Below are 25,681 nucleotides of genomic sequence, written 5' to 3'. Positions count from 1 at the left end.
TAACGGATTTAATATGAATATTCATAAAACTGCCATCATAGAAGATGGTGCTATTTTAGGCGATGATGTAAAAATAGAAGCCTATGCCTTTGTTAGCAAAGATGCAAAAATTGGAAATGAAGTTATCATAAAGCAGGGTGCAAGGATAGTTGGAAATACAACAATTGGCGATAAAAGCAAAATTTTTAGTTATGCTGTAGTTGGTGATATCCCGCAAGATATGAGTTTTGAAGTTGGTGAAAAAACAGGTCTTATAATTGGCAAAAATGCTACAATTCATGAGTTTTGTACGATAAATTCAGGCTCACATAAAGGTGATGGCTTTACAAGAATAGGAGATAATGCTTTTATAATGGCTTATTGTCATATTGCACATGATTGTATTATTGGAAATAATGTAATCTTGGCAAATAATGCAACCTTAGCAGGACATGTTGAAATGGGTGATCATGCTGTTATTGGTGGTCTTACTCCAGTTCATCAATTTGTTAAAATCGGAGAAAGCTGTATGATAGCAGGAGCATCTGCATTAAGTCAAGATGTCCCTCATTTTTGTTTAGCTGAGGGAAATAGAGCCTATATAAGGGGTCTGAATTTAATAGGGCTTAGAAGAAGATTTGAAAAAGATGAGGTAGAAGAGATAAATAAGGCTTATAAATTTATCTTTAACAAAGGCACTAGTATAAAAGATCAAGCCTTAGGGTTACTTGAGAAATCACAAAATTTAAATGTTAAAAAAATGTGTGAATTTATCATAAATACAAAAAGAGGAATTCCTCTAAAAAAGGAAAAGAATGGCTAGAAAGTGTAGTTTTTGTGGTGGGTTAGAAGATAAAGATAGAAGAATTTTTCCAAATGAAAATAGTGATGCTTTTATATGTGAGTTTTGTATAGATGCAGCTTATGAAGTTATTCATGGTGGCGAAGTTGAAAAAAAAGAAGAAAATAAAACCATAAAAGATATTACACCAAAGAAACTAAAGGAAATTTTAGATAGTTATGTTATTGGACAAGATATGGCCAAAAAGGCTTTTAGTGTTGGGGTTTATAATCACTATAAAAGGCTTTTTAAGCAAGATATGGTAGATGATGATACTGAAATTTCAAAATCAAATATTTTACTTATTGGACCAACAGGAAGTGGAAAAACATTAATGGCTCAAACCTTAGCAAAGCATCTTGATGTACCAATTGCAATTTGTGATGCTACAAGCTTAACAGAGGCTGGATATGTTGGAGAAGATGTTGAAAACATATTAACAAGGCTTTTACAAGCTGCAAATGGCGATATAAAAAAAGCAGAACAAGGAATCGTTTTTGTTGATGAAATGGATAAAATTGCTAGAATGAGCGAGAATAGATCCATAACAAGAGATGTAAGCGGTGAGGGTGTGCAGCAAGCTCTTCTTAAAATTATTGAAGGAAGTGTTGTAAATATCCCACCAAAAGGTGGTAGAAAACATCCAAACCAAGACTTTATTCAAATAGATACAAAAAATATTTTATTCATTTGTGGTGGAGCTTTTGATGGATTAAACGACATTATAAGTAGAAGAATTGGTGAAAATATTTTGGGCTTTGGTCAAGAAAAAAGAACAAAAAAAGAAAATGAAAATTTGATACATTTAGTTGAGTCTGATGATTTGGTTCATTATGGCATAATCCCCGAACTAATAGGAAGACTTCATATTGTAGCAACTTTAAATGAGCTTGACGAAAAAGATATGGTGAGAATTTTAACAGAGCCTAAAAATGCGATTTTAAGTCAATATAAAAAAATATTTGCAATAGATGGAGCGAGTTTAAAATTTGATGATGAAGCGCTTTTGGAGGTTGCAAATTTAGCTATAAAAAGAAAAACTGGTGCAAGAGGCTTAAGAAGCATAATGGAGGGAGTTATGCTTGATATTATGTTTAATTTGCCAGAGTTAAAAGGATATGAAGTAGTAATTTCAAAAGATGTGGTTTTAGGCAAAGAAAAGCCAATTCTTGTAAAACAAGATATTTTAAGTGCCTAAAAACAACTAAGAAGCAAAAAGGATAAAAATGATAATTGATAAAATTTTAGGATTTTTTTCAAGCGATATGGGAATAGACCTAGGAACAGCAAATACCCTTGTTTTAGTAAAAGATAAAGGAATTGTTATAAATGAACCAAGTGTTGTTGCTGTTGAAAATACAAAATTTGGAAAACAAAAAATCTTAGCTGTAGGTCACCAAGCAAAAGATATGGTAGGAAAAACTCCAGGTGATATTCAAGCTATTAGACCAATGAAAGATGGTGTTATAGCCGATTTTGATATGACTGAAAGAATGATAAGATATTTCATAGAAAAAACCCACAAAAGACGAAATTTTATAAGCCCGAGAGTTATAATTTCAGTTCCTTATGGCTTAACTCAAGTTGAAAGAAAAGCAGTTAGAGATAGTGCTTTAATGGCAGGAGCAAGAGAAGTTTTTTTAATAGAAGAGCCTATGGCGGCAGCTATTGGAGCTGGACTTCCTATACAAGAACCAAAAGGAAGCTTAGTTGTTGATATTGGTGGAGGAACTACTGAGATAGGAGTCATTTCTCTTGGAGGACTTGTAATAAGCAAATCAATTAGAGCAGCTGGGGATAAATTTAACGAAGCAATAATTAGTTATGTCAAAGAAAAGTATAATCTTTTAATAGGTGAAAGAACCGGCGAAGAGATAAAAATAAAAGTAGGAACTGCAGTTCAGCTTCCAAAAGAACTTGTTGCTACTGTAAAAGGAAGAGATCAAATAAGTGGTCTTTTAAGCAGGATTGAACTAACTAGTGAAGATGCTAGAGAGGCTATGAGAGAGACATTAAAGCAAATTGCCGATAATCTAAAATCAGTTTTAGAGATGATGCCACCTGATCTTGCTTCTGATATAGTTGAAAATGGTATTGTTTTATCAGGTGGTGGAGCATTGATTAGAGGAATTGATAAGTATTTAAGCGACATTGTAAAACTTCCTGTTTATGTTGCTGATGAGCCACTTTTAGCGGTTGCAAAAGGAACAGGCAAAGCATTAGAAGAAATAAGTATTTTAAGACAACTATCAAGCGAATAAATAAATGAGTAAAATCAAACAAATTTTTTTTATACTTGTTTTTTTACTACTTTCTATATATTTTGGCTCTTATATAAAGGGTCAAAGTATAAGTTTAACTAACGATGTTATTAGTTTTTTTAAAAATATAAATACAAATTTAACTCAAAAAGTAAGAGCTCATTTTAATCAGTCTTCACAGATTAAAACTTTGTATTTAGAAAATGAAGAGCTTAAAAAAAAAGCCGTTTTATTAAATACTTATGCTTATGAGTTAAACCAAATTTTAAAAGATACAAATTCTACTAAATTTGCTCCCAACGTTAAGCTTATAAGAACTTTATCTTATATTAAAATTGGAGATTATAATAAATTTTGGATTGATTTTAATGGTAGCAATAAGAATAAAATTTATGGAGCTATTTCTAATGCACATACAGCTGGAATTATAATCTCAAAAGATTCAAATTTTATGTTAATACTTCAAAATGATGAACTTGCTTCATTTTCAGTTTATATTGGTGATGAAAAAATCCCAGCCATAATAAATGGAGATGGAATAAGAGTTATAGCAAAATTTATTCCAAGATGGCTAAATCCAAAAATTGGCGATGAGGTTTATACAAGTGGGCTTGATGAAGTATTTTTTGCAGGAGTTCCTGTTGGGGTTATAGAAGAAATTATAGATGAAGATTTATATAAAAGTGCTGTTATAAAACCTTATTTTGATGAGATTACACCAGCATTTCTATATGTCGTCACAAAGGAGAGATAAATGCCAAAAAGAGATGATTTCAAAACAGTTTTAGTTATCGGAAGTGGTCCGATTGTTATAGGTCAAGCATGTGAGTTTGACTATAGTGGCACACAAGCCATAAAAACATTAAAAAGTCTTGGATATAGAGTAGTTTTGATTAACTCAAATCCAGCTACTATTATGACAGATCCTGATTTCGCTGATGCTTCATATTTAGAGCCGATTACAAAAGAGAGTATTTTAAGAATTATAAAAAAAGAAAATGTTGATGCAATACTTCCAACTCTTGGTGGACAGGTTGCTTTAAATGCTGGAATGGAAGTTTATGAAAGTGATGAGTTTAAAAAATTAAAAAATGTTAAATTTATAGGCATAAACCCTGATGCAATAAAAAAAGGTGAAGACAGGCTTTTATTTAAAGAAACCATGCAAAGTATAAATATGGATCTTCCAAAGTCTTGCTATGCTTATACGCTCGATGAGGCATTACAGGCAGCTAGCCAAATTGGTTTTCCTTTAATAATAAGAGCAAGTTACACTCTTGGTGGAGCAGGAAGTGGTGTAGCTTATAACATAGATGAGTTTAAAGAAATAGCTCAAAACGGAATTGAGGCAAGCCCAATAAATGAAATTTTAATAGAAGAAAGTTTGCTTGGCTGGAAAGAGATAGAATCTGAGGTTATAAGGGACAAAAAAGGGCAGTGTGTTTTAGTGTGTGGTATAGAAAATATAGATCCTATGGGAATTCACACAGGCGATAGTATAACAATAGCTCCAACTCTTACACTAAGTGATGATGAAATAGAAAAGATAAAAAAACTAAGTTTTGAAATAGTTGAGGCTATTGGAGTTGATGCAGGTGGTAGTAATATTCAATTTGCCATGAATCCAAAAGATGGAAGAACTGTAGTAATTGAGATGAATCCACGAGTTTCTAGAAGTTCAGCACTTGCAAGTAAGGCAACTGGATATCCTATAGCTAAAATTTCAACTCTTTTAGCTGTAGGATATACGCTTGATGAGATAAAAGATGGTTTTTATGAACCAGAAATTGATTATATAGTTGTAAAAGTTCCTAAATTTGCTTTTGAAAAATTTAAAGGAGCAAATACTTTGCTTGGAACTGCGATGAAGAGCGTTGGAGAAGTCATGAGTCTTGGTAAAAGTCTAAAAGAAGCTTTGCAAAAAGCGCTTTGCTCTATGGAAAGTGGTCTATCAGGATTTGATGAAATTTCAAGCAAAGACTTAGTTTATAAGCTAAGACATGCTGATGATAAGAGAATATTATATGTTGCGCAAGCTTTTAGAGAGGGTTATGATATAGAAAAAGTTTATGAACTAACTAAAATAGATAAGTATTTTTTAAATGAAATTTATGAAATAGTAGAGTTTGAAAAAAGTGTGGATATGGATATTTTAAACGATCCAAAAAAACTACGAGAAGCTAAGACTATGGGATTTTCTGATAAAAAATTAGCTTATCTTATAAATTTAAAAGACAACCTAGAGCTTAGTCAAAATGATATTTACTTTGCAAGAAATAAATTTAATATAGCTCAAATTTATCAAAAAGCTGGAACAAAAGGCAGAAACGATAACTTTACTTATCTTTATTCAACATTTAAAAAATGCGAAAATGTTTCATCCAACAATAAAGGCAAAAAAGTTTTAATAATAGGTGGGGGACCAAATAGAATAGGACAAGGAATCGAGTTTGATTATTGTTGTGTTCATGCAAGTTATGCGCTAAAAGATCTTGGTATAAAAAGTATAATGTATAATTGCAATCCTGAAACTGTAAGCACGGATTATGATACAAGTGATACACTTTATTTTGAACCAATTGATTTTGAGCATTTAAGAAGTGTTATTGAAAGAGAAAATCCTGATGGTGTAATAATCCATTTTGGTGGTCAAACTCCGCTTAAATTTGCAAAAAGACTAGCAATTGTTGGGGCTAATGTAATAGGAACAAGCCCAAGAGTTATAGATATGGCAGAAGACAGGAAGAAATTTAGCGAGTTTATATCAAAATTAGGTATTAAACAGCCTAACAATGCAACTGCAACAAGCGTAGAAGAAGCGGTTTTAAAAGCAAAAGAAATTGGCTATCCAGTACTTGTTAGACCAAGCTATGTTTTAGGCGGAAGAGCGATGAAAAAAGTTACTTGTGAAAGTGAGCTTTTAGAGTATATGGGTGAAGCAGTAAGCGTTAGTAACCACTCTCCGGTTTTAATAGATAAATTTTTGAAAAACGCTACTGAGCTTGATGTTGATGCTATAAGTGATGGAAAAGATGTTTTTGTGGGAGCTATTTTAGAGCATATTGAAGAGGCTGGAATTCACTCAGGCGATAGTATAAGTGTAATGCCACCACAAAGCCTAAGCAAAGAAATAATTAAAAAAATTTATAAAAACACAAAAGAAATTGCTATAAATTTGGGCGTTGTAGGACTTTTAAACATACAATTTGCCATTTTTGAAGATGAAATTTATATGATAGAAGTAAATCCAAGAGCAAGTAGAACTGTGCCTTTTGTAAGTAAAGCAACAGGAATTCCTATGGCAAAAGTCGCAACTAGAGTTATGTGGCAAGGGGATTTAAAAGAGGCATTAAATTTCTATGATAGTTATAAAAACTTAATAAAAGTAGGAGATATCTATACAGCTACTCCAAAAAATCATGTTTGTGTTAAAGAAAGTGTATTTCCATTTAATAAATTAGTTGGGGCTGATTTTATTCTTGGACCTGAAATGAAATCAACAGGTGAAGTTATGGGTATAAGTGATAGTTTTGCAAAAAGTTTTATAAAAAGTCAAATTTCAGCAAGTAATGTCTTTTCATCAAGTGGAACTTTATTTTTAAGTTTGGCCGATGATGATAAAAAAAGTGGTATAGAACTAGCTAAAAAATTCATAAAAGAGGGCTTTAGGATAGTTGCAACAAGCGGAACTCACAATGCCTTAAAAGAGCATGGTATAGAAAGTGAGTTTGTTCATAAGATAAGCGAAGGTCGTCCAAATATTGCAGATAAGTTAAAAAACAATGAAATAAATTTAGTTGTAAATACAAGCGATAATAAAAGCTATGATGATGATGGTATCAAAATCCGCCAACTTGTTTTAAGGTTTAAAGTGCCATATTTTACAACTACAAAAGCAGCTTTAATGGCAGCAAATTCAATACCGTCAATGAAAGATGGCTCATATTTAGAAGTTAAAAGCATTCAAGATTATTTAAAAGAGTAGAACTTATAACAAAACAAAAAGGGGATTTTTCCCCTTTTAAAAATCATCAAGTTTAAAATAAGATTGAAATTTATAAACATTAAAAGTTTTATTTCAAGCCTTTAATTTTTTAAAACTTAATTCTTAAATCAAGTCCTATAAATCTATCTTTAAATTGAGTTTGATATCCACCTTTTAAAGATGCGCCGAAATTTCCGTTTTCGTATTTGCCTACAAGTATAAATTCAGCACCTTTATCTTCCTTGTCCTCTTTTGGAAGTGAAAAATAGCTGTTTGTATCTTTAAATCTTGCTAAATTGTTCGCTCTGTTTATCTTGCCAAATTCTTTATAAATTTTACTATCAAGAAGCACATTAAAGTATGAATTATCATCAAGCAAATATGTATATCCAAGTTCAACTCCAAGATTTGGTCTGATGCTATAATAATCTTTTGAATCAACATCTAAAAGAAGAGTATTGCCGCTTTTTTCTTTTATGTTGTCTATAATGCCATATCCTAAATCAACTCCTGCATATGGCGAAATTTTAAAACCCGAGTCGAATTTATAATCTTTGTAAAAGCTATTTTTAACATCGAAGCCTAAGGTATAATATTTAGATTTTGCCCAAAAGTCTTTATCTAAAGTATATCTTTTCATCTCTCTTGCGCTTCCTGTGGCAGATATTTTTAAAAGATGATTTACTTCTTCATTCAAAATTTTTCTATCAACATAATATCCGATTTGTGCTGTTAAAGCATCTTCTTTTGGTTTGTAATAATTTTTAAACTCATATCTTTCTTTGGCGATTCCTCCAAAAACTCCATTTGATGTTCCATCCATTTGAAGGTTGAAGTTATTTAGCACAAACAGACCATAAGTATTCTTGTCATATCCCAAAACTCCATCTACTCTTTGATCTCGTTTAGTATTTGAGCCAAAAACTTTAAATTTGGTTGTGTCTGTAGTGTTTGTATCCCAACGCATCAAATCATTAAATTCTCTATCATAAGTATCAGCAGATGAGTAAGCTCTGGTTTGAGTTGATGCATATTCAAAACCACCTAAGCTTTTTAGATTTTTATGAAGTTTAAATTCTTCATTTTTTCCAAGTAGGTTAAGTTTATTAAATATCTTTTTATCACTGCTTCCAACTACGGCCTTTTCATACTTTTTATCAAGTGCAATATATAAATCTTTATATTTACTATCTTTTGTTATGAAATTTACATAAGGAATTTTTGACATTGCCAAACTTTTTATTTTGTGATTATTTTTTGCATTTTTATCAAAAGTTACAAATGCCTGCCAAGTTAAAGATCCTGAATAAACAGCTTTTATAGCTGTTGATTTATCAAGCTCATCTATGAAAGGCTTCATCAGACTTTGATCTAAGTTTATAACTTTTTTGTTTGTATAGTTTGCCGCTTCAGCACCTACATAAAGGATAATTTTATCATCTTTATTTAAGTTATCAAGCCCTTTTATAGGTTTTGTCAAATTTACGCCTGAAGTATCCGCATACATTGCCACGATATTGTTTTTAACTCTTTTTTCCTTGCTTTTGTTATCTAAATTTGCAGGAATTTCAATATTTGTTGTTTTGTTTGACAAGCTTAGATCTAAATTGTTAGCAATTTGTGGCTTTGATAATTTTACAGTGTTTTGAGTATTATAAGTTTCATTGTCATATTTTATATTAAAATCTTCAAAATCTTTAGTATTTTTATTAACCGCTATATCAACACCTTTAAATTTATCCTTATGAACTTCATTTGGAAGGAAAGAAGGAGTGCTTGCAGGCATAATTTCTATTTTTTTACCATCTTTTACCACACTTTTTGAATTTCCAATTATTTTAATTTCGCCTCTATTTTTAAAATATGAACCATTTACCATATAAACACCAACTGAATTATCGGCGTTTAAAGTTATTTTACCTGTATTGTCGATTACGGAATTATCGGCATAAACTCCAATTGAGTCTTGAGTGTTTACATTTATATCTCCGCTGTTTTTAATATCGGCAAATTTGGCATATATTCCTATTTGGTTGTTTGCATTTAAGTTTATTACTCCATCGTTTGTTAAAACTGCTTTATTTGTAAATGTGCCTATGCCATACATTCCAACTTCATATTCTTTATTTAAATTTATAGTTCCTGTATTTTTTATGTTTTTCCCCATCAACGCAGCTGAAAATTTATCATTTTCTCCTTTTGAGCTTAGGTTTATAACACCTTCATTTAAGATATTTTTTGCAAAAATTCCAACTGAGCCATCACCAAGTAATGAAATATTTCCTTTATTTGTGGCTTCATTTTTTGTATAAATTCCAATTGAGTTTTCCTTATTAAGTAAAATTTTATTTAAATTTGAAATTTTTGCATCTTCATCACTAAACATTCCAGCGCCCTGACTGTTAGCTAAAATTTCGCCACTATTTGTTAAAGAACCTTTTTTAGCATACATTCCAACACCGTTTTCACCTTTTATATTTATTTTTCCGCTATTTGTGGCAGCTCCGTTTTTAATATACATGGCAACTGCGTTTATATTTGTATTTATTTCACCTTCGTTTTGCAAATTTACATTTTCATAATCTACGCCATACATTCCAACAGATTCATCATCTGTGTTTATAGTGCCATTATTAATTGCAATTCCTGGTGAAAAAAGTGCAATCGCAGCTGAATAAATTTTATTGTCTTTATCGCTTTTTGCTACGTTTATAGTGCCTTTATTTGTTATGGTAGGTGTTTCATTGTCACTATCTTGAAGTGCCAATCCTATACTTCCATAAGCTAACTCATCCATATTTATTTTTGAATTTGCTCCTAAGCTTACATTTGTGCTACCTTCTGCTAAGACAGCGACATTATTTTTTCCTTTTAGATTAAATTCTAGATTATCAAAAGTATAACTTGAAGGATTTCCTATAGATTTTAAATGCAAGGCTTTGGAGTTTTCACCTTTTGCATTAAATACCGAATTTGGCACTAAAATTAGTTTATTTGCATTTTCTTTGTTATTTTCAAGATATATAGCAGTTTGATTTTTGCCTAAAATTTCTGTGTTTTTTATATTATACTTTATGTTTGTATCGTCACTACTTTTAGAGTATAAAATTATAGAATCATCACTTATATTTATTTTGGCATTTTCTTCTATGTTTACAGTAGATGAGTTATTGGCATAAATTCCAACTGAATTTTTTCCTTTTAAGTCTATTGTTGAGCCATTTTTTACATCTATATTTTTTCCGCTTATTGCTGTAACTTTTGATGCGTCTTTAGATGAGATTATTTTACCACCATCTAAAAGTTGTGTAGAACTGTCATTATTAACCGATTTGTTAAGCATTCCGGCTGAGTGGTTTGAGTTTATAGATATAAGTCCGCTATTTTTAAGAGTTGAGCTTGAGTTAATAGCTTGTGCTTCATTTTGAAATTCTTTTCCATACATTGCAATGCTTGAGCTTGAGTTTTTATTTAAATTTATATTTCCTTTATTTATAAGTGTGGAATTTGAGCTTGCCATTGCCATAGAATTTGCAGCATTTACATTTATGTTTTTATTGTTTGTGCCTGTGTAGGCATTTTGGATTTTGTTGAAATTGTTATCTACATAAATTCCAGCCGACCTCTCGCCATTTACCATTATATTTCCATTATTTGTAATAAAGCCATTTAGTTCACTATCTCCACCGATTTGATTTATAAAAGCCCTACTATAAGGCCTTGTATTTTGTGCATAAAGCATTGCTCCAATTGATAGAGAAGAATTAGTTTGTATCGTGCCATCATTTATTACATCAGAGCTTACCGCATAAATTCCAGTTGCATTTTTTGTATCACTGCCTCCAACTTTTATTAGTGAGCTTTTATCTGTATTTACCCTACCAAAGTCTATATATAGTCCAACTCCTGCATCTTTTTGATCTTTGCTATCAACTATAACTTTGCTATTGTCTTTTAGAGTTATTGAAGTTTCATTTTTGTTTGTTGCATTTGGTCCTGCAGATACTGCTATTGCAAATGGTTTGCTCATTGAAAGATTTTTAAGTTCGTTTTCATCCATAATGGCTTTTACTGTTTTGCCACTATCAAGAGTTATATTTGCTCTTTGAATTTTTATATTTTTAGCAAAATTAAAAGCTATTTTTTCATCATCAGTTTGCATATTTGAAATTTTATCACCTCTTTGTCCAGCCTTAGATTTATCAATGTTGCTGTCTATAGTAAAATTTTTAACCCCATCTATCAATGCAAGCGTGGCTTTTGCGCCATTAGAATCACTTCTGTCTATTTTATAATTAAAAGATCCACCGATAGTATTTTGGTCTTGGAGATTTAATGCACCGCCTTCATCATTAAAAAGTGAAGATCGTAAATCTTTATAATCTTTAATTGTAAAAAGATTTACTTTATCGCTTAAAGGTTTGATATTTACTTTTCCTATTAGGCCTTTGACATCATAAGTATTGTTTATTTTGTCGTAATCAAGTGCTATGCCGTATGAGGCTCCTTTAAGATTTATAGTGGCATTATCCAAGTTTATTTTAGCATCTTTTTGGCTTGAATATGTTGCATAGCTGCTGCCATCATATGTTATAGTTGCATTTTTTGCATTTATGTATGAGGTATTGCTATCATTTGCTATAGAAGCAAGAGCTGACTTTAAGCCCTTAGCATCAATGGTAGCATCTTCTAAATCTATATATCCTCCGTTTCCAGTCACTATGCCAACCCCATCACCATTTAAATTTATTTTTGTATCTTTTTCTATTTTTATTTGCGGTTGTGAATTTTGAATATTTGGATTTGCTGGGTTTGAAAAATTTGAAGCGTAAAATCCATTTGAATTATCATTTAAATTCATATTTATAACAGAACCATTTTTTATGATAACTTCTGCATTGTCACTATAAACTATGGCATTGCTCATAATCGAAGAGCTGTTTTTACCAGCATTTAAATTTCCTTGAAATTCTATATTCCCCTTTTTTAAAGCCATAATAGCCTTATTGTCAGCACTCTCCTTTCCTTCGAAGTCTTGTCCTGAGTTTATATTTATATCTCCATCATATATTATTGAACTCGGATTATTTTTATCTTGTTCTGTGTAAAGAGCGACATTGTTTTTTCCACCGTTTATATTAATGATGTGGTTAGCGCTATTTTTAAAATTCTCGTTTATTTTATCAACTATTTTTTTATCAAAACTATCTTTTATTTCATCATCTGTAATCTCATTTAAGAGTTTTATTGTTCCGCTTTTAGCATAAATTCCTATACTGTTTGTAGAGTTTGCATTTATTTGTATATCTGTTCTTACGAAATTATCCATAACTGAATTTTTAGAGTTTGGATTATATACCATTGCTACAGCATTATCTACCGATCTTTCATCGTTGCCTGCTATATTACTTTGTGGATCAAATTTTTTACCATCTTCATTATCTTCTTTAACATCTATCTTTGGTTCATCTTGGGTATCTTTTACTATTTTTGATTCATAGGTATCAGTTTCGTTTTCCTTATCTCCAATTACTATTTTTATTGTGCTAAAACTTTTATTGTTTTTATTCAAAGCATTATTTTCATTATAAAAACCGATTGTTTTATCGCCTCTTAATATAATTGGTTTAAAAGCATGAATATTTGATCCACTTTTTAAATTTCCTTTATTTCCTGCAATTGCAATTCCTATGGAGTTTGCTCCATTTAAAATAAAATTTCCATCATTTATAAAACTTAATGTGTTGTCATTTAGATTTGTTTTAAGTGCTGAAGCTAAATAACCTACGGTATGAATACCAAATAAATTAATATTTCCGGTGTTTGTATAAATGGCGCTCGTATTTTTATTTGAAACATCAGGTGAGTGAAAAAACACTGCTGCTTTTTTATCTTCATCATCATCTCTTGGAAGTAAAACTATATCACCACTGTTATTATAAATATGCAACTTATCTGATGTACTATGGTTAACAACCATCATCAAAAAACCTTTAGCAGTTTTTCCTATTTCAGCTATACCTTCATTTTCAAAATAAACTAAAGGAACTTTTGATTTATCCGTTTCACCGTTTATCTTTAAAGCTTTAGGCATGAAATATGGTAAATTTACATCTATAAGTTTATCTGTCTGATTATTGTTGTCTATTATTGCCTGATTTATTTCGGAAATATTTTTTCTCTCAAAATTATTGTTCCCATTTGTTTCTCCTACAACGGCAAAACCGAATTCATAGTTGCAGCATTCTTCTTTTGTATTATAGCTTTTAGAATCCATATAAATTTTTACATCTTTTTTAAATGTGTTATATGGAGCAGTTCTTAGTGTGTATAAAAAATGTTTTTCATCGTTTCTTGTGTAGAAAGTATCTTGTTCTTCAAAATTGCCAATTGATTTATTATAAAACATAGGTTTTATAGCTCTGTAGCCTTTTATTTTCAAATAGCCGGCATCTTTATTGTTGCGATCAGGTGATATTTTTAAAAATATACCTTTGTCAAATGTTACTTGAGAAAAATTTCCTTGTTCGCTTTCCTTATTTAAATAATAGGCATTACTGCTTAAAACGGCTCCTGAGCCTTTGATATTTATATTTACCTTTTCTATAGAGTCAGGTTTGTCTATATTGGGCATGGATATTAGATTGTCTGTTGGAATATCAAAAAGTGGATTCGTACTTTTTGCATTTGGCAGCATATCTTTCAAATTCCAATCACTATTTTTAGAATATGGCTGTTTAATACTTATATCTTTTTTTATATTTTTAACATTAAAATTTGTAATTTCTAAATCGTCTTCGCCAGATATATTTTTGGCTAAAAAATGTGGAACTTCATAACCACCGCCAGGTAAAGACTTTTCATTTTCAATTTCTAAAATATGTCTTTTTAAAAGATTTTTATCTATATAGTCTCCGTTTTTAATATTTGTTGTTAAGCTATCATGATTTGAATCATCTGCATTGTTAGAAAAATAATTTAGACTTTTTTGTTTAAGCCATAGCCAATTTATGCCTATTTGATAACTGTGATTATCGTCAAGGCTAGTTGTAAAGTGTGGTATTATATTCTTTGCACTCAAACATATCTGAGTGCCTAAAAGCAACACTAAAACTTTTAAAAAAGTATTTTTTTGCATAATTATTCCTTTGTTAAAATTCAATTTACATTATACAGTATATTACATTAATTTAAAATTTTTTATTTTATCATTTTAAAATTATTTATAATTTTATTTAATATAAAAAGCTAAAATCATATAATTTTTTATTAGGAGAACTTATGAGAAAAGTTATTTTATGTTTGATTTTGGTTTTCAATGTTGGATTTAGCTTGGATTTTGACAAAGCACTTGATGGCTGCATTGTAAAAAGTGATGAAAAATCGTGTTTAAACTTATCATCTTATTTGGAAAAAGAGTGTGAGAACGGAAGCGAAGCAAAATGCTTTTTATTTGCTGATATGCTTCAAAGAGGGCTTGGCGTGGAAAAGGATGTTGTAAGAGCATTTGAGATTTTTAATAAAGGTTGTGAAAATAATGTAAGTGAGAGTTGCTATGAAGCCTCAATTCATTATTTAGAAGGTAAAGGCACTTCGCATAGCTTTGAAGGATCAACTGTAACGCTTTTAAAGGCTTGTGATTTGGGCAGTAAAAGAGCGTGCCAAATTTTAACTTATTTACCACAAGAGTAGTTTAAATTTGAGTGCAAATTTGCACTCAAATTTTTTTAATATTATTTTGTTTTACCAAACGCCTTTTCGAGACTAATTGGCATTGCTTGGTAGCCAGCATCTGTTCCAATAAATTGAATCTGAACAGAAGGCTCTTTTGCACCCCATTTAAACTCATCAATTTCAGGTTTTGGCTCTCCAACGCTAACTCCTGAATTTAAATCAAAACTCATTCCAGCAGTTGCACTATAAACAACAATGCTGTCTTTATCGGCGTGATATTCTGTTAGGCTAGTAACTGGGCTAAACCACTCGTTACCACGATTTTTACCATATTCCCAAATTTGTTCGATTGTCATTTTTTCTTGATCTATTTTATAAACTACCGCGCGGCTATATTTCATAGTTGGAAGTGCAGGTTGCTCGATACCTCTTGCGTCTCCATTGTCAAAAACACTCATATAAATATATCTTTTATCTGACTTTTCATCTATTCTCCAAGCAGTATGTTGTGTCCAAGTCCAGTCAAATCCACCATTTTCATTGAGATATCCAGGGCATTTTGAATATCCATCTTCACAAACAATTTTATTTCCTTTGCTGTCAATTGGTTGTAAAAGCTTGTCTTTAAATTTATCATTCCAGCCTTTGTGTGCTCCAGCTATCCATTTTACTTTTTTATCGCGACCAATCTTTATCATTGCACTTTGGTGGCGGCTTGAAAGTATAATGCTATCATCTGTTGGATCATAATCGACTGAGTTTACATGCGCCCAGTTTCTACCAATTCCAGTTCCGGCAATATCACCAAAATTATTACTTTCATCCATTTTTGCCAGATCTTCATCGCTTAGTGTTTTTCCTGCCATACTTGCATCGATATTTAGACAAACCGCACCTTGATCTAGAGCTTTTATAACATCGCTTCTATATGGATCTAGTATTTCAAATAACTTCCACTCATCAACAACATCACCATCTTGATTTACTTCAATTATAACATCTCTTACTGTTCGAACATTTTTGCCATCAGGGCGGAGTGTGTTTGCTGAAGCTACTCTTAAGAGATAGTTTCCATTTTGCATATCATCCATGGCGTGTGAAAAGTCGATGTAGCCAAGTGGTAGTTGGCGGTTAAAGCTCTCTTTTCCCATTAAGTCATACTTTACATATCTTTGTCCAAATCCCCAAGTAAGTGAGCCATCATTGTTTTGATGAAAGCCCATCATAAGCCCCCGATTGTAGATATTATGCCAGTCCATTAGTTTGGCATTATCAAAAAACCATCTAATCTCGCCTTTTGTATCTACGATAAACGCACTTGATTCTTCATCCCATTCCATAGCTCCGCCCATTGGGTTGTTCCATACTGAATTTGAGCTTTTTCCAATGCTTTTTCCTGGAGCGTTATTTACCAAATAAAGTCTATCTTTAAATCCATCTTCTACTTTTAAAACATTAACTTTTTCAAAAGGAACGCCTCTTTGTGATGTATAGCCAGTAGGCTGCAAGCTTATGCCAGAGGTTAAAATTTTATACTCTTCATCTTTTACTTTTTCAGTTTTGCCAAAACTTTCTTTTGTATAGCTTACTTTTACGGTATTTAAGTAGCTTGGATAAAGCCCAAAAATTGGAATTCCGCCGTATGTTTTAGCTCTATTTTCATCAACTTTATACTTTATTGTCTGTCCGTTTTCTTTTGGGACAATTGTAACTTCAATATCGCTTAGATTATACCCGCCGTTCATAATAACAGCAGTTAATGGGGTTAGGTCATAAGGATTTAGTTTAACACTTCCTATTTTCCCTGTATTTGCCAATCGGTCTTTGGACCACTTGGACCACCCATTGCCAAAGATGTTGTAACTCCTACTGATACAAGCATGCCAGCAACTAAGACTGAACTAAGAATTTTCTTCATATTCTCTCCTTTTTTAAAAAATTTAGATAGAAATCTCAAATTTGAGACTTCTATCTAAATTTAGAAAAAGCCCTTAAATTTAAGGGCTAAAAACTACTTAAAAGCTTTTTGTAAATTTATAGGAATAGCTTGATATCCATTTGTATCAAAAATCTGGATTTCAACTGATGGTTCTTTTGCTAGATAATCAAATTCCAAAAGAGTTGGATTTGGAAGTGAGGCAAAAGCACCTGTGCTAAAATCAAACGCTCCACCAGCTGTTGCCGAATACATTAAAATAGAATCTTTATCAGCGTGATATTCTGTAATTGATGTAACCGGAGAGTAGAAGTCATGACCTCTATTTTTACCATACTCCCAAACTTGCTCAACAGTCATCTTCTTTTGATCTACTTTGTAAATTACTCCACGGCTATATTTCATTGATGGAAGTGCTGGTTGTTCCATGCCTCTACCATCGCCATTGTCAAAAGCTGTTACATATAAGATATCGCCTTTGCTTTTTGCATCTATTTTAAATGCAGTATGTTGTGTCCAAGTGTAGTCAAATCCACCTTTTTCGTTTAGATATCCTGGACATTTTGAACCGTTAGCTTCACAAACTATTTTATTTCCTTTATTATCTACTGGAGTTAAAAGCTTATCTTTAAATTTATCACTCCACCCCTCAGGTGAGCCTAAAATCCACTTTACCTGTTTATCTCTTCCTATCTTAATAATAGCGCTTTGATGGCGGCTTGAAAGGATAATACTATCATCTTCTGCGTCGTGATCTACTGAGTTTACATGCGCCCAGTTTCTACCAGCTCCACTTCCTATGATATCTCCAAATTTATCATTGTCATCAAGTTTTGCCAAATCCTCATCGCTTAGAGTTTGACCTGCTAAATTCGCATCTATGTTTAGGCAAACTGCACCTTGATCAAGAGTTTTAAAAACAACATCTCTATAAGGATCTAGTATCTCATACAATCTCCAATCATCAACAACATCACCAGTTGTTGGATCTACTTCGATAATAACATCTCTAACAGTGCGGACATTTTTGCCATCAAGTCTTTTTGTATTTGAGCTACCAACTCTTAAGAAGTAGTTTCCTTTTGGTGATACATCAAATGAGTGTGAAAAATCATTATATCCAAGTGGAAGTTGACGGTTAAAGCTCTCTTTTCCCATTAAATCATATTTAGCATATCTTTGTCCGTATCCAAAAGTAAGCTGACCATCAGGGTTTTGTTTAAAGCCCATCATAACGCCTGCTCCATAAACCTTATCAAAGTCATATATTGGATTTGCAAAGATATACCATCTTACATCTCCTGCTGTATCGATGATGAAATTTTGAGGATAAAAGTTCCACTCTATTGCTCCACCCATTGGGTTGTTCCATACAACTCTAGTGCCTTGTCCACTTTTGTTTGTTACGTGATTGATTAGATAAAGTCTATCTTTGTATTTATCGGCTACTTTTTTAACTTCGATTTTGCTAAACATTGAGCCTTTTTGATCTGGTGTGCCAGATACTTCTGTGTATATTGGTGCTGCATAAATGTGATAAGTCTCTTTTATCTTTTCTTGTTTAGAGCCGTGAATTTTAGTATATTCTACATTTATCGTGTTGTAATAATCAGGATAAAGTCCCCAAATAGGAATTCCACCATATCCCTTTGCTTTTGCATCACTTACTTGATAGCTAAGTGTTTGTCCATTTTCTTTTGGGGCTATGGTTACTTTGATATCTTTTAATTCATAACCACCATTTCTAATAATTGCTGTAAGTGGGGCGATTTTATAAGGATTTACTATAACTTCACCTATTTTTCCAGGATTTGGATAATCTGTTTTTGGACCACTTGGACCACCCATTGCCATAGAGGTCGTGACTCCAATGCCTAAAAGCATTCCAGCAACTAAGGCTGAACTAAGAATTTTTTTCATTTTCTCTCCTTTTTAAATTTAGATAGAAATCTCAAATTTGAAACTTTTATCTAGATTTATAAAGAGAGATAAATTTAGGGAGAAAAATTCCCCCTAAATTTTAATTATTTGCTTAATGCCTTTTCAATGCTAAATGGCCATGCTTGATAACCCATTGCATTTGTCATAATGATTTCAATACCAGGCTCTTTTGCACCCCATTCAAACTCGTTAATATGTGGGCTTGGAAGACCTGTTGGATTTCCTGTTGCGATGTCAAACTGCATTCCAGCAACTGCTGAATAAACCATAACTGAGTTTTTGTCAGCTTGGTACTCTGTTAAGCTTGTAACTGAGCTATACCAATCAAATCCTCTATCTTTTCCATATTCCCAAACTTGCTCAACTGTCTTTTTCTTTTGATCTATTTTATAAATTACTGAGCGTGAGTATTTCATAGTTGGAAGTGCAGGTTGTTCCATACCACGACTATCTCCGTTATCAAACGCACTTACATAAATGATATCGCCTTTGCTTTTCTCATCAATTTTAAATGCAGTATGTTGTGTCCAAGTGTAGTCAAAGCCACCTTTATCGCTTTCATATCCAGGACATTTTGCACCATCATCACCGCAAGAAATTTTATTACCCTTGCTGTCAACTGGAGTTAAAAGCTTATCTTTAAATTTATCTTTCCAGCCAACTGGGTTTCCTAAAATCCATTTAACTTGTTTGTCTCTACCTATCTTGATAATTGCATTTTGGTGACGTGATGAGATGATGATACTATCATCTTCGGCATCGTGATCAACTGAGTTTACGTGTGCCCAGTTTCTTCCTGGTCCGCTTCCTACAATATCGCCAAATTTATCATTGTCATCAAGCTTTGCTAGCTCTTCATCACTTAGTGTATGACCACCAGCTTTTGCATCGATATTTAGACAAACTGCACCTTGATCAAGCACTTTTAGGACATTGTCTCTATATGGATCAAGAATTTCATAAAGTTTCCAATCATCAACAACTTGACCGTTTTGATCAACTTCAACTATAACATCTCTTACAGTTCGAACATTTTTGCCATCATTTCTTTTTAGGTTTGCATTAGCAACTCTTAAGAAGTAGTGACCATTTGGGCTATCATCCATTGAGTGTGAAAAATCAATATATCCAGCAGGAAGTTCTCTGTTAAAGATCTCTCTTCCCATAATGTCATATTTTGCATATCTTTGACCATAACCCCAAGTTATATCACCATCATCATTTTGTTTAAAGCCCATCATAACGCCAGCGTGGAATGCTGATTTTAGATTATAAATTTTACTTGGCTCCATATACCATCTAATTTCACCTTTTGTATCAAGGATAAAAATTTGAGGAGTATAGTTCCACTCTAATGCTCCACCTGTTGGGTTATTCCATACAACCTTTGTGCCTTTTCCAGTCTTTGGTTGAAAGTTATTCACAAAATAAAGTCTATCTTTGAATTTCTCAGTTGCAGGTTTTGTAACCTTGATCTCATCAAAAAATACACCTTTTTGACCTCTCATACCGCTAACATCGCCAAAAACAGGAGCAGTATAAATTTTATAATCTTCTTTTATCTTCTCATCGGCACCTTTATATGTTCTTGTGTATTCAACTTCAACTGTATTTACATAATCAGGATAAAGTCCAAAAACAGGAATTCCACCATGAGTTTTAAGCTCACCATCTGCTACTTTGTATTTGATCTCTTGGCCATCTTTTTTTGGCACGATTCTAACGGTTACATCTTTTATTGTATATCCGCCATTTTTAATAACAGCTGTTAGTGGAGCTATATCGTAAGGATTTACAACTAACTCACCAATTTTTCCTTGAACTACATAATCAGTCTTGGCACCACTTGCTCCACCAATTGCAAATGAAGTTGTCACTCCAACTGAGACAAGCATACCAGCAACTAAAACCGAACTAAGAATTTTTTTCATATCTTTAATCCTTTTAAAATGAAATATTCCTGGCAATTCTACAATAAAATTTTATAAAAGTCAAATTAAATTTACTTTTTATATTTACTTAAAATTAAAATTTATTATGATGCATAATTTGTATATAAGCCTAAAATTAGGCATTTTAATAGATTTTATTTTAATTCTATACTTTAAAATAAAATAAAATTTATAAATAGTAAATTATTTTTATCAAATTTAATTTATAATTTAATTTTAGAAATATAAATTTATATGTTATAATAATATTTAATTTTTATAATAAAGGAGTTGTTTTGAAAAAAATATTTTTTACTTTCTTTATTTTTGCAAATTTTTTATTTGCTCAAGGCATTGCAATAGTTAAAATGGCGAAAGGTAATCCAATTGTTAAAAGAGATAATAAGACAATAAATTTAAAAGTTGGTGATGAATTGTTAAATAATGATATTTTAATAACGGATGCAAATTCAAAAGTAGGTGTTATCTTTGATGATGGAAGTAGCCTTACTTTAGGTGAATCTAGCTATTTAAATATTGAAGAGTTTAAATTTAAACCAATTGAAGAAATTTATAAATTTTCTTTGAAACTTGACAAGGGAAAAGCTATGTTTGAATCAGGCAAAGTAAGCGAAATTTCACCTGAGAGTTTTGAGTTTAAAATTCCTGATGGAATTATCGGCATAAGAGGAACAAAATTTATAATAGAACTAAAATAAGGAAACAAAATGGAAGTTTTCCTAGGGGTGATTGCGGTTATTTTTGGTCTTACCATAGGAGTTGAAAAAAGTGAGATTTTACTTTTGGATAATGGTAAGCCATCAGCTATAATCATTCAAACAAAAGATAAAAATACGACTTTGAATTCTGTAAATTCGTATATGGAAATTTCAAATGTTAAAGCTTTTGAAAGTAAGAAAAAAACTCTTAAAGAAGATGAGGTTAAAAAAAGATATTATACTTTGCTAAAAGATGGCGTTATACCACCAAAATCATATCTTTTGTATTTTACAGATGGCTCAAATTTAACTGAAAGCTCAGCTAAAAAAATAGATGAAATAAGACAAACTATTAAAGATAGAATACCTTGCAATGTTTCAATCATCGGACATGCAGATACTTATGGAAGTGATAAAATAAATGAAAAAGTATCGCTTGATAGAGCACAAAGTATTGCTAAAAATTTTAAAGATTTAAATATCACAAAGCTTGAAATAGTTTCTTTTGGAGAAAAAAACCTTTTGATTAAGACAAAAGATGGCATTATTGAGCCAAAAAATAGAAGAGTTGAAATTCAAATAAGATAGATGAAAAAAATTTTTATATTTTTTATATTTTTTTCTATAATTTGCGGATTTTTTATAAGAAATAGTAGTTTCTTACCTTTGCTTGATTATCAAATTTATGATCTTATAAAGCCAAAATTAAATTTAGACAGATCAAACTCAGTTGTTGTTGTTGAAATTGATGAAAAAAGCTTAGAAATATTTGGTCAGTGGCCTTGGAGTAGAATTTTAGTTGCAAAACTTGCACAAGAGATACTACTTTCAAAACCTGCAGCTTTTGGAATGGATGTTATATTTTCAGAAAAAGATAGAACTTCCTTAGATGAAATTAAAAATTTTTATAAAGATTCACTAAATTTGGATTTAAATACAAGCAAAATTCCAGCCCCATTATTAGATAATGATAAAATTTTGGCAACTTCTTTAGAGGCCGGAAACAGTGTTTTGGCCGTTTTTGCCTCAAATATACCAAGAAATAAAGCTTGCAATAAACTAACTACGATAAAATCAAATCTGGTCTTTGAAAATATAGATAAAATAGATGATTTAATCTGCAGTTATGAGCCTTTAAATGCTCTTGCTAGGGCAAATGGCTTTATAAATGCAAGAGCCTTTAGTGATGGAGTATTGCGATATACAAATCTATTTTTTTATTATAAAAACAGCCTTATTCCATCTTTTAGTGTTGCTATGCTTATGCAAGTTGATCCAAATTTAACCCTTTTAAAAGATGAGAAAAATAGGGGTTTAAAAGTCAAATTTTTAGAAAAAGAAGTTAAACTAAATGACGAAGCAAAGGCTTTAAACGAAATTTATCCAAAAAATAAATTTAAAACATTTTCGGCTTCCGATGTGCTTTTAGATAGAGTTGATAAGAGTGAATTTAGTGGAAAATTTGTTTTATTTGGAGCTACTGCGCTTGGCTTAAATGATCACTTTGTAAGCTCTGGAGGAAAGATAAGATCTGGTATTTTTTACCACGCATCTTTAATAGAAAATTTTTTAACTAACTCACTTGTTAGTCAGCCAAATTTTTATAAAGATTTAAATTTTTATTTAAGTGTGTTAGTGTTAGTATTACTTGCTTTTATGATAGTTAGATATGGCTATTTGCCTTCTTTTTTTGTTTTTGTTCTACTAACTGTTATCGCTTTTGTTAGTGCAGAGATTAAGTTAAAAAGTGGGGTCTATATTTCGATTGGATATATTGTAATTCCAGTTTTTATAATATTTCTATTTTTTACTTTGTCAATGACTTTTTATAGTTTTTGGGAAAAAAGGAGTTTTTTAAAAGAACTTGAAGAGGCACACAGTTCAGCGATAGATAGCATGATAACAGTTGTTGAAGGAAAGGATAGGGAAACTGGCGGGCACATTTTAAGAACTAGAGAGTATGTTAGAGTTCTAGCACAGTATTTAAGAAAAAAAGGAATTTATAATTTTAGTCCAACTTTTATAAAAGTTTTATGCCAAGCTGTTCCACTTCATGATATCGGAAAAGTTGCAATTCCTGATAATATTTTAAACAAAAATGGAAGCCTTGATGAAAAAAGTGGGAGATAATGAAAAAACATGTAATTTATGGAAAAGAGATAATTCAAAAGGCAAAAATGAGATCGAGTGGAAAAAATCTTTTTTTAAATGCTGCCACAAATATAGCCTATACTCACCATGAAAAGTGGGATGGAAGCGGCTATCCACAAGGCTTAAAAGGAGATGAAATACCAATCGAAGGACGCTTGATGGCTATAGCAGATGTATATGATGCACTAACTTCAAAAAGAGCTTATAAGGAAAAATTTAATTATGAAAAAGCTGAAAATATGATAATAAGCGAAAGTGGGACACATTTTGATCCAATTTTAATAAAGGCTTTTATAGATTTAAAATTGGAGTTTAGAAAAATTGCTCAAAAATATGAAGACTAGCATTTGTTTGGTAGATTTTAATCTCCACGAATTTTTATATTCATGGAGATTATATTATAGATAAAAATTTTAAAACCCAAATTTGCGCAATAATCCGCCAAATGCACCTTTTAGACCGCTTTTTTTAATTTCATTATTTATAAAATCATCATAACTCATATTTTTTTCTTTTAAAATTTTAATAAGCTCATCTTTGCTTGCTAAAATTCCACCTTCTTTTTCGACCTCTAAAAGTTTACTGTAAATCGGCTCAACTGTTTTTATAGTTTCATCTTTTGCTGCTCTTCTAAAAGCTCTATATCCTACTGATTCCCCACTATTGTCTTTTAAAATTTCAAAATCAGTTACAACCCAGTAGTATTTACCATTTTTTGCTAGATTTTTTATAACAGCACACATATTTTTACCTGTTTGGATTCGATCCCACATGATTTTAAAAATTATTCTTGGCATATCTGGGTGCCTTACGATGTTATGTGGGCTTCCTATAAGTTCTTTTTCACTATAGCCTGAAATTTTTGAAAAATAAACATTTACTGAAGTTATAATTCCTTGTAAATCAGTACTTGATATGAAATATCTTTCAGGGTCAAGTTCCATCTTCTCATCAATTGGAGTTGGTTTTTCTATTCGCATAGTTTTTTCCTTTTTAGAAATAATAAAATTATAATATAAATTTGCTTAAATTATTTTTATTTAATAAACATCTTTAATAAATAAAAATTATATAATAGTAATATTTTAATTCAAATTTTACGCTAAATAGAAAGTCAATAGTTTATAAAACCTAAATTACTTCACAAATTTAATATAATCTTTATACCCTTTTTCTTCCATCTCTTTAAGTGGGATAAACTCCAAAGCAGCACCATTTATACAGTATCTTAGCCCACCTTTGCTTTTTGGTCCGTCATTAAAAACATGCCCTAAGTGAGAGTTTGCAAATTTGGATCTTACTTCGGTTCTTATCATGCCATGTGAAAAGTCTTTTTTTTCATTAATTTTGCCAATTGGTTTTGAGAAGCTTGGCCATCCACATCCTGCGTTGAATTTATCAGATGAGCTAAAAAGTGGCTCTTTGCTTACGATATCAACATAAATTCCTTTTTCATAAAAATCATCATATTTGCTTGAAAATGGCATTTCAGTGGCATTTTCTTGCGTTACTTGATATGAAATTTCACTTAAATTTTTTCTTATTTCATCATCATTTGGTTTGTTATAAACTTTTTCTAGTGGAGTTTTTGCCAAACTTAAATCAATATGACAATATCCATTTGGGTTTTTCTCTAAATATTTTTGATGATAATTCTCAGCTAAAGTATAGTTTCTAAGTGGCTCTACTTCAACAACAATTGGTTTTTCATAAAATTTAGAGATCTCTTTTATAAATGAAATTGCCTCATTGCCACTTTCTATATCAACATAGTAAATTCCACTTCTATACTGAGTGCCAACATCATTTCCTTGTCTGTTTAGTGAAGTTGGGTCGATCACTCTTATAAAATGTCTTAAAATTTCATTTAAACTAATTTTATTTTTATCATAAATTAGGTGAAGTGTCTCAGCATGCATTGATTTGTGAAGTTCTTTATAGGTTGTGTTTGTGCTTTTTCCATTTGCATAACCAACATCGGTTTTTATAACTCCATTAATTTTGTCAAAATACCCTTGCATTCCCCAAAAACACCCTCCAGCTAAATAAATTTCACTTTTATTCATATCCACGCTCCATAAAAAATTTATTAAAAATATAAAGATTAAAATTTTTCTCATTTTTTTTCCTTTTGTTTTTAGAAAAAATAGTATCAAATTTTTAGTTAATATTTAAAAAACATAAATTAAAAATAAGTTTTTAAAATATAGTTATAACTTGTTAGTTAATGTTAGTTTGTATTTAGCATGCTTTAATGAGAAAT

At 31.1% G+C, this 25,681-nt stretch carries 15 protein-coding genes and 1 pseudogene; 10 read left to right on the top strand and 6 right to left on the bottom strand.

Going from position 1 to position 25,681, the window contains the following annotated elements; genetic code table 11:
- Positions 1 to 13: 13 nt before the first annotated feature.
- The 5 genes from lpxA to carB are packed head-to-tail and all read left to right on the top strand — an operon-like array spanning position 14 to position 7,066.
- Positions 14 to 802, top strand: a complete 789-nt coding sequence (lpxA, locus tag O6B72_RS00820) for an acyl-ACP--UDP-N-acetylglucosamine O-acyltransferase (protein WP_101637226.1) — start codon at positions 14 to 16, stop codon at positions 800 to 802.
- Positions 795 to 2,018 carry an ATP-dependent Clp protease ATP-binding subunit ClpX gene (gene clpX / locus O6B72_RS00815; RefSeq protein WP_016646222.1) on the top strand — a complete coding sequence of 408 codons (1,224 nt, stop codon included), beginning with the start codon at positions 795 to 797 and terminating at the stop codon, positions 2,016 to 2,018. Before lpxA ends, clpX begins: the two co-directional genes overlap by 8 nt.
- A 28-nt stretch (positions 2,019 to 2,046) precedes the next feature.
- Positions 2,047 to 3,081 (top strand): rod shape-determining protein, encoded by a 1,035-nt coding sequence (locus O6B72_RS00810; RefSeq protein WP_016646221.1) that lies wholly within the window; start codon positions 2,047 to 2,049, stop codon positions 3,079 to 3,081.
- Positions 3,082 to 3,085: 4 nt separating this feature from the next.
- Positions 3,086 to 3,835, top strand: coding sequence for a rod shape-determining protein MreC (gene mreC / locus O6B72_RS00805; protein WP_114675076.1), 750 nt, complete (start codon positions 3,086 to 3,088; stop codon positions 3,833 to 3,835).
- Positions 3,836 to 7,066 (top strand): carbamoyl-phosphate synthase large subunit, encoded by a 3,231-nt coding sequence (carB, locus tag O6B72_RS00800; RefSeq protein ID WP_269491945.1) that lies wholly within the window; start codon positions 3,836 to 3,838, stop codon positions 7,064 to 7,066.
- Between the two features lie 109 nt (positions 7,067 to 7,175).
- Here the strand turns inward: carB and O6B72_RS00795 are convergent, their stop codons facing one another.
- Positions 7,176 to 14,204, bottom strand: coding sequence for an autotransporter outer membrane beta-barrel domain-containing protein (locus O6B72_RS00795; protein ID WP_269491944.1), 7,029 nt, complete (start codon positions 14,202 to 14,204; stop codon positions 7,176 to 7,178).
- 143 nt (positions 14,205 to 14,347) lie between these two features.
- Between O6B72_RS00795 and O6B72_RS00790 the strand changes: the two genes are divergently transcribed.
- A complete protein-coding gene (locus tag O6B72_RS00790; RefSeq protein ID WP_269487000.1) occupies positions 14,348 to 14,758 on the top strand; it encodes a tetratricopeptide repeat protein in 411 nt (136 codons plus the stop codon).
- A gap of 41 nt (positions 14,759 to 14,799) precedes the next feature.
- Here the strand turns inward: O6B72_RS00790 and O6B72_RS00785 are convergent.
- The 3 genes and pseudogenes from O6B72_RS00785 to O6B72_RS00775 all read right to left on the bottom strand — a co-directional run bounded on the left by O6B72_RS00785 (position 14,800) and on the right by O6B72_RS00775 (position 20,548).
- Positions 14,800 to 16,658: pseudogene (locus tag O6B72_RS00785) on the bottom strand (aryl-sulfate sulfotransferase).
- A gap of 93 nt (positions 16,659 to 16,751) precedes the next feature.
- Positions 16,752 to 18,596, bottom strand: a complete 1,845-nt coding sequence (locus O6B72_RS00780; RefSeq protein WP_269491943.1) for an aryl-sulfate sulfotransferase — start codon at positions 18,594 to 18,596, stop codon at positions 16,752 to 16,754.
- A 104-nt stretch (positions 18,597 to 18,700) separates the two neighbouring features.
- Complete coding sequence (locus O6B72_RS00775; protein WP_269487673.1) at positions 18,701 to 20,548, bottom strand: aryl-sulfate sulfotransferase; 1,848 nt, start codon at positions 20,546 to 20,548, stop codon at positions 18,701 to 18,703.
- Between the two features lie 296 nt (positions 20,549 to 20,844).
- Here O6B72_RS00775 and O6B72_RS00770 point away from each other — a divergent pair, with 296 nt between their 5' ends.
- The 4 genes from O6B72_RS00770 to O6B72_RS00755 are packed head-to-tail and all read left to right on the top strand — an operon-like array spanning position 20,845 to position 23,762.
- Complete coding sequence (locus tag O6B72_RS00770; protein ID WP_269491942.1) at positions 20,845 to 21,267, top strand: FecR family protein; 423 nt, start codon at positions 20,845 to 20,847, stop codon at positions 21,265 to 21,267.
- Between the two features lie 9 nt (positions 21,268 to 21,276).
- A complete protein-coding gene (locus O6B72_RS00765) occupies positions 21,277 to 21,855 on the top strand; it encodes an OmpA family protein (RefSeq protein ID WP_156847137.1) in 579 nt (192 codons plus the stop codon).
- Positions 21,856 to 23,397 (top strand): CHASE2 domain-containing protein, encoded by a 1,542-nt coding sequence (locus O6B72_RS00760; RefSeq protein ID WP_269491941.1) that lies wholly within the window; start codon positions 21,856 to 21,858, stop codon positions 23,395 to 23,397. It abuts the gene before it with no gap.
- Positions 23,397 to 23,762 carry an HD-GYP domain-containing protein gene (locus O6B72_RS00755; RefSeq protein WP_269491940.1) on the top strand — a complete coding sequence of 122 codons (366 nt, stop codon included), beginning with the start codon at positions 23,397 to 23,399 and terminating at the stop codon, positions 23,760 to 23,762. Before O6B72_RS00760 ends, O6B72_RS00755 begins: the two co-directional genes overlap by 1 nt.
- 69 nt (positions 23,763 to 23,831) lie before the next feature.
- Here the strand turns inward: O6B72_RS00755 and O6B72_RS00750 are convergent, their stop codons facing one another.
- On the bottom strand, positions 23,832 to 24,398 hold the full coding sequence (locus tag O6B72_RS00750) for a PAS domain-containing protein (RefSeq protein WP_269491939.1): 567 nt from the start codon (positions 24,396 to 24,398) through the stop codon (positions 23,832 to 23,834).
- A gap of 156 nt (positions 24,399 to 24,554) precedes the next feature.
- Complete coding sequence (msrB, locus tag O6B72_RS00745; protein WP_269491938.1) at positions 24,555 to 25,538, bottom strand: peptide-methionine (R)-S-oxide reductase MsrB; 984 nt, start codon at positions 25,536 to 25,538, stop codon at positions 24,555 to 24,557.
- Between the last annotated feature and the right edge of the window lie 143 nt (positions 25,539 to 25,681).

The sequence above is a fragment of the Campylobacter ureolyticus genome (assembly GCF_027277485.1).
Taxonomy (GTDB): Bacteria; Campylobacterota; Campylobacteria; order Campylobacterales; family Campylobacteraceae; genus Campylobacter_B; species Campylobacter_B ureolyticus_B.
The sequence above is the reverse complement of the archived record's forward strand: the minus strand, read 5'-3'. Positions and strand labels throughout refer to the sequence as shown.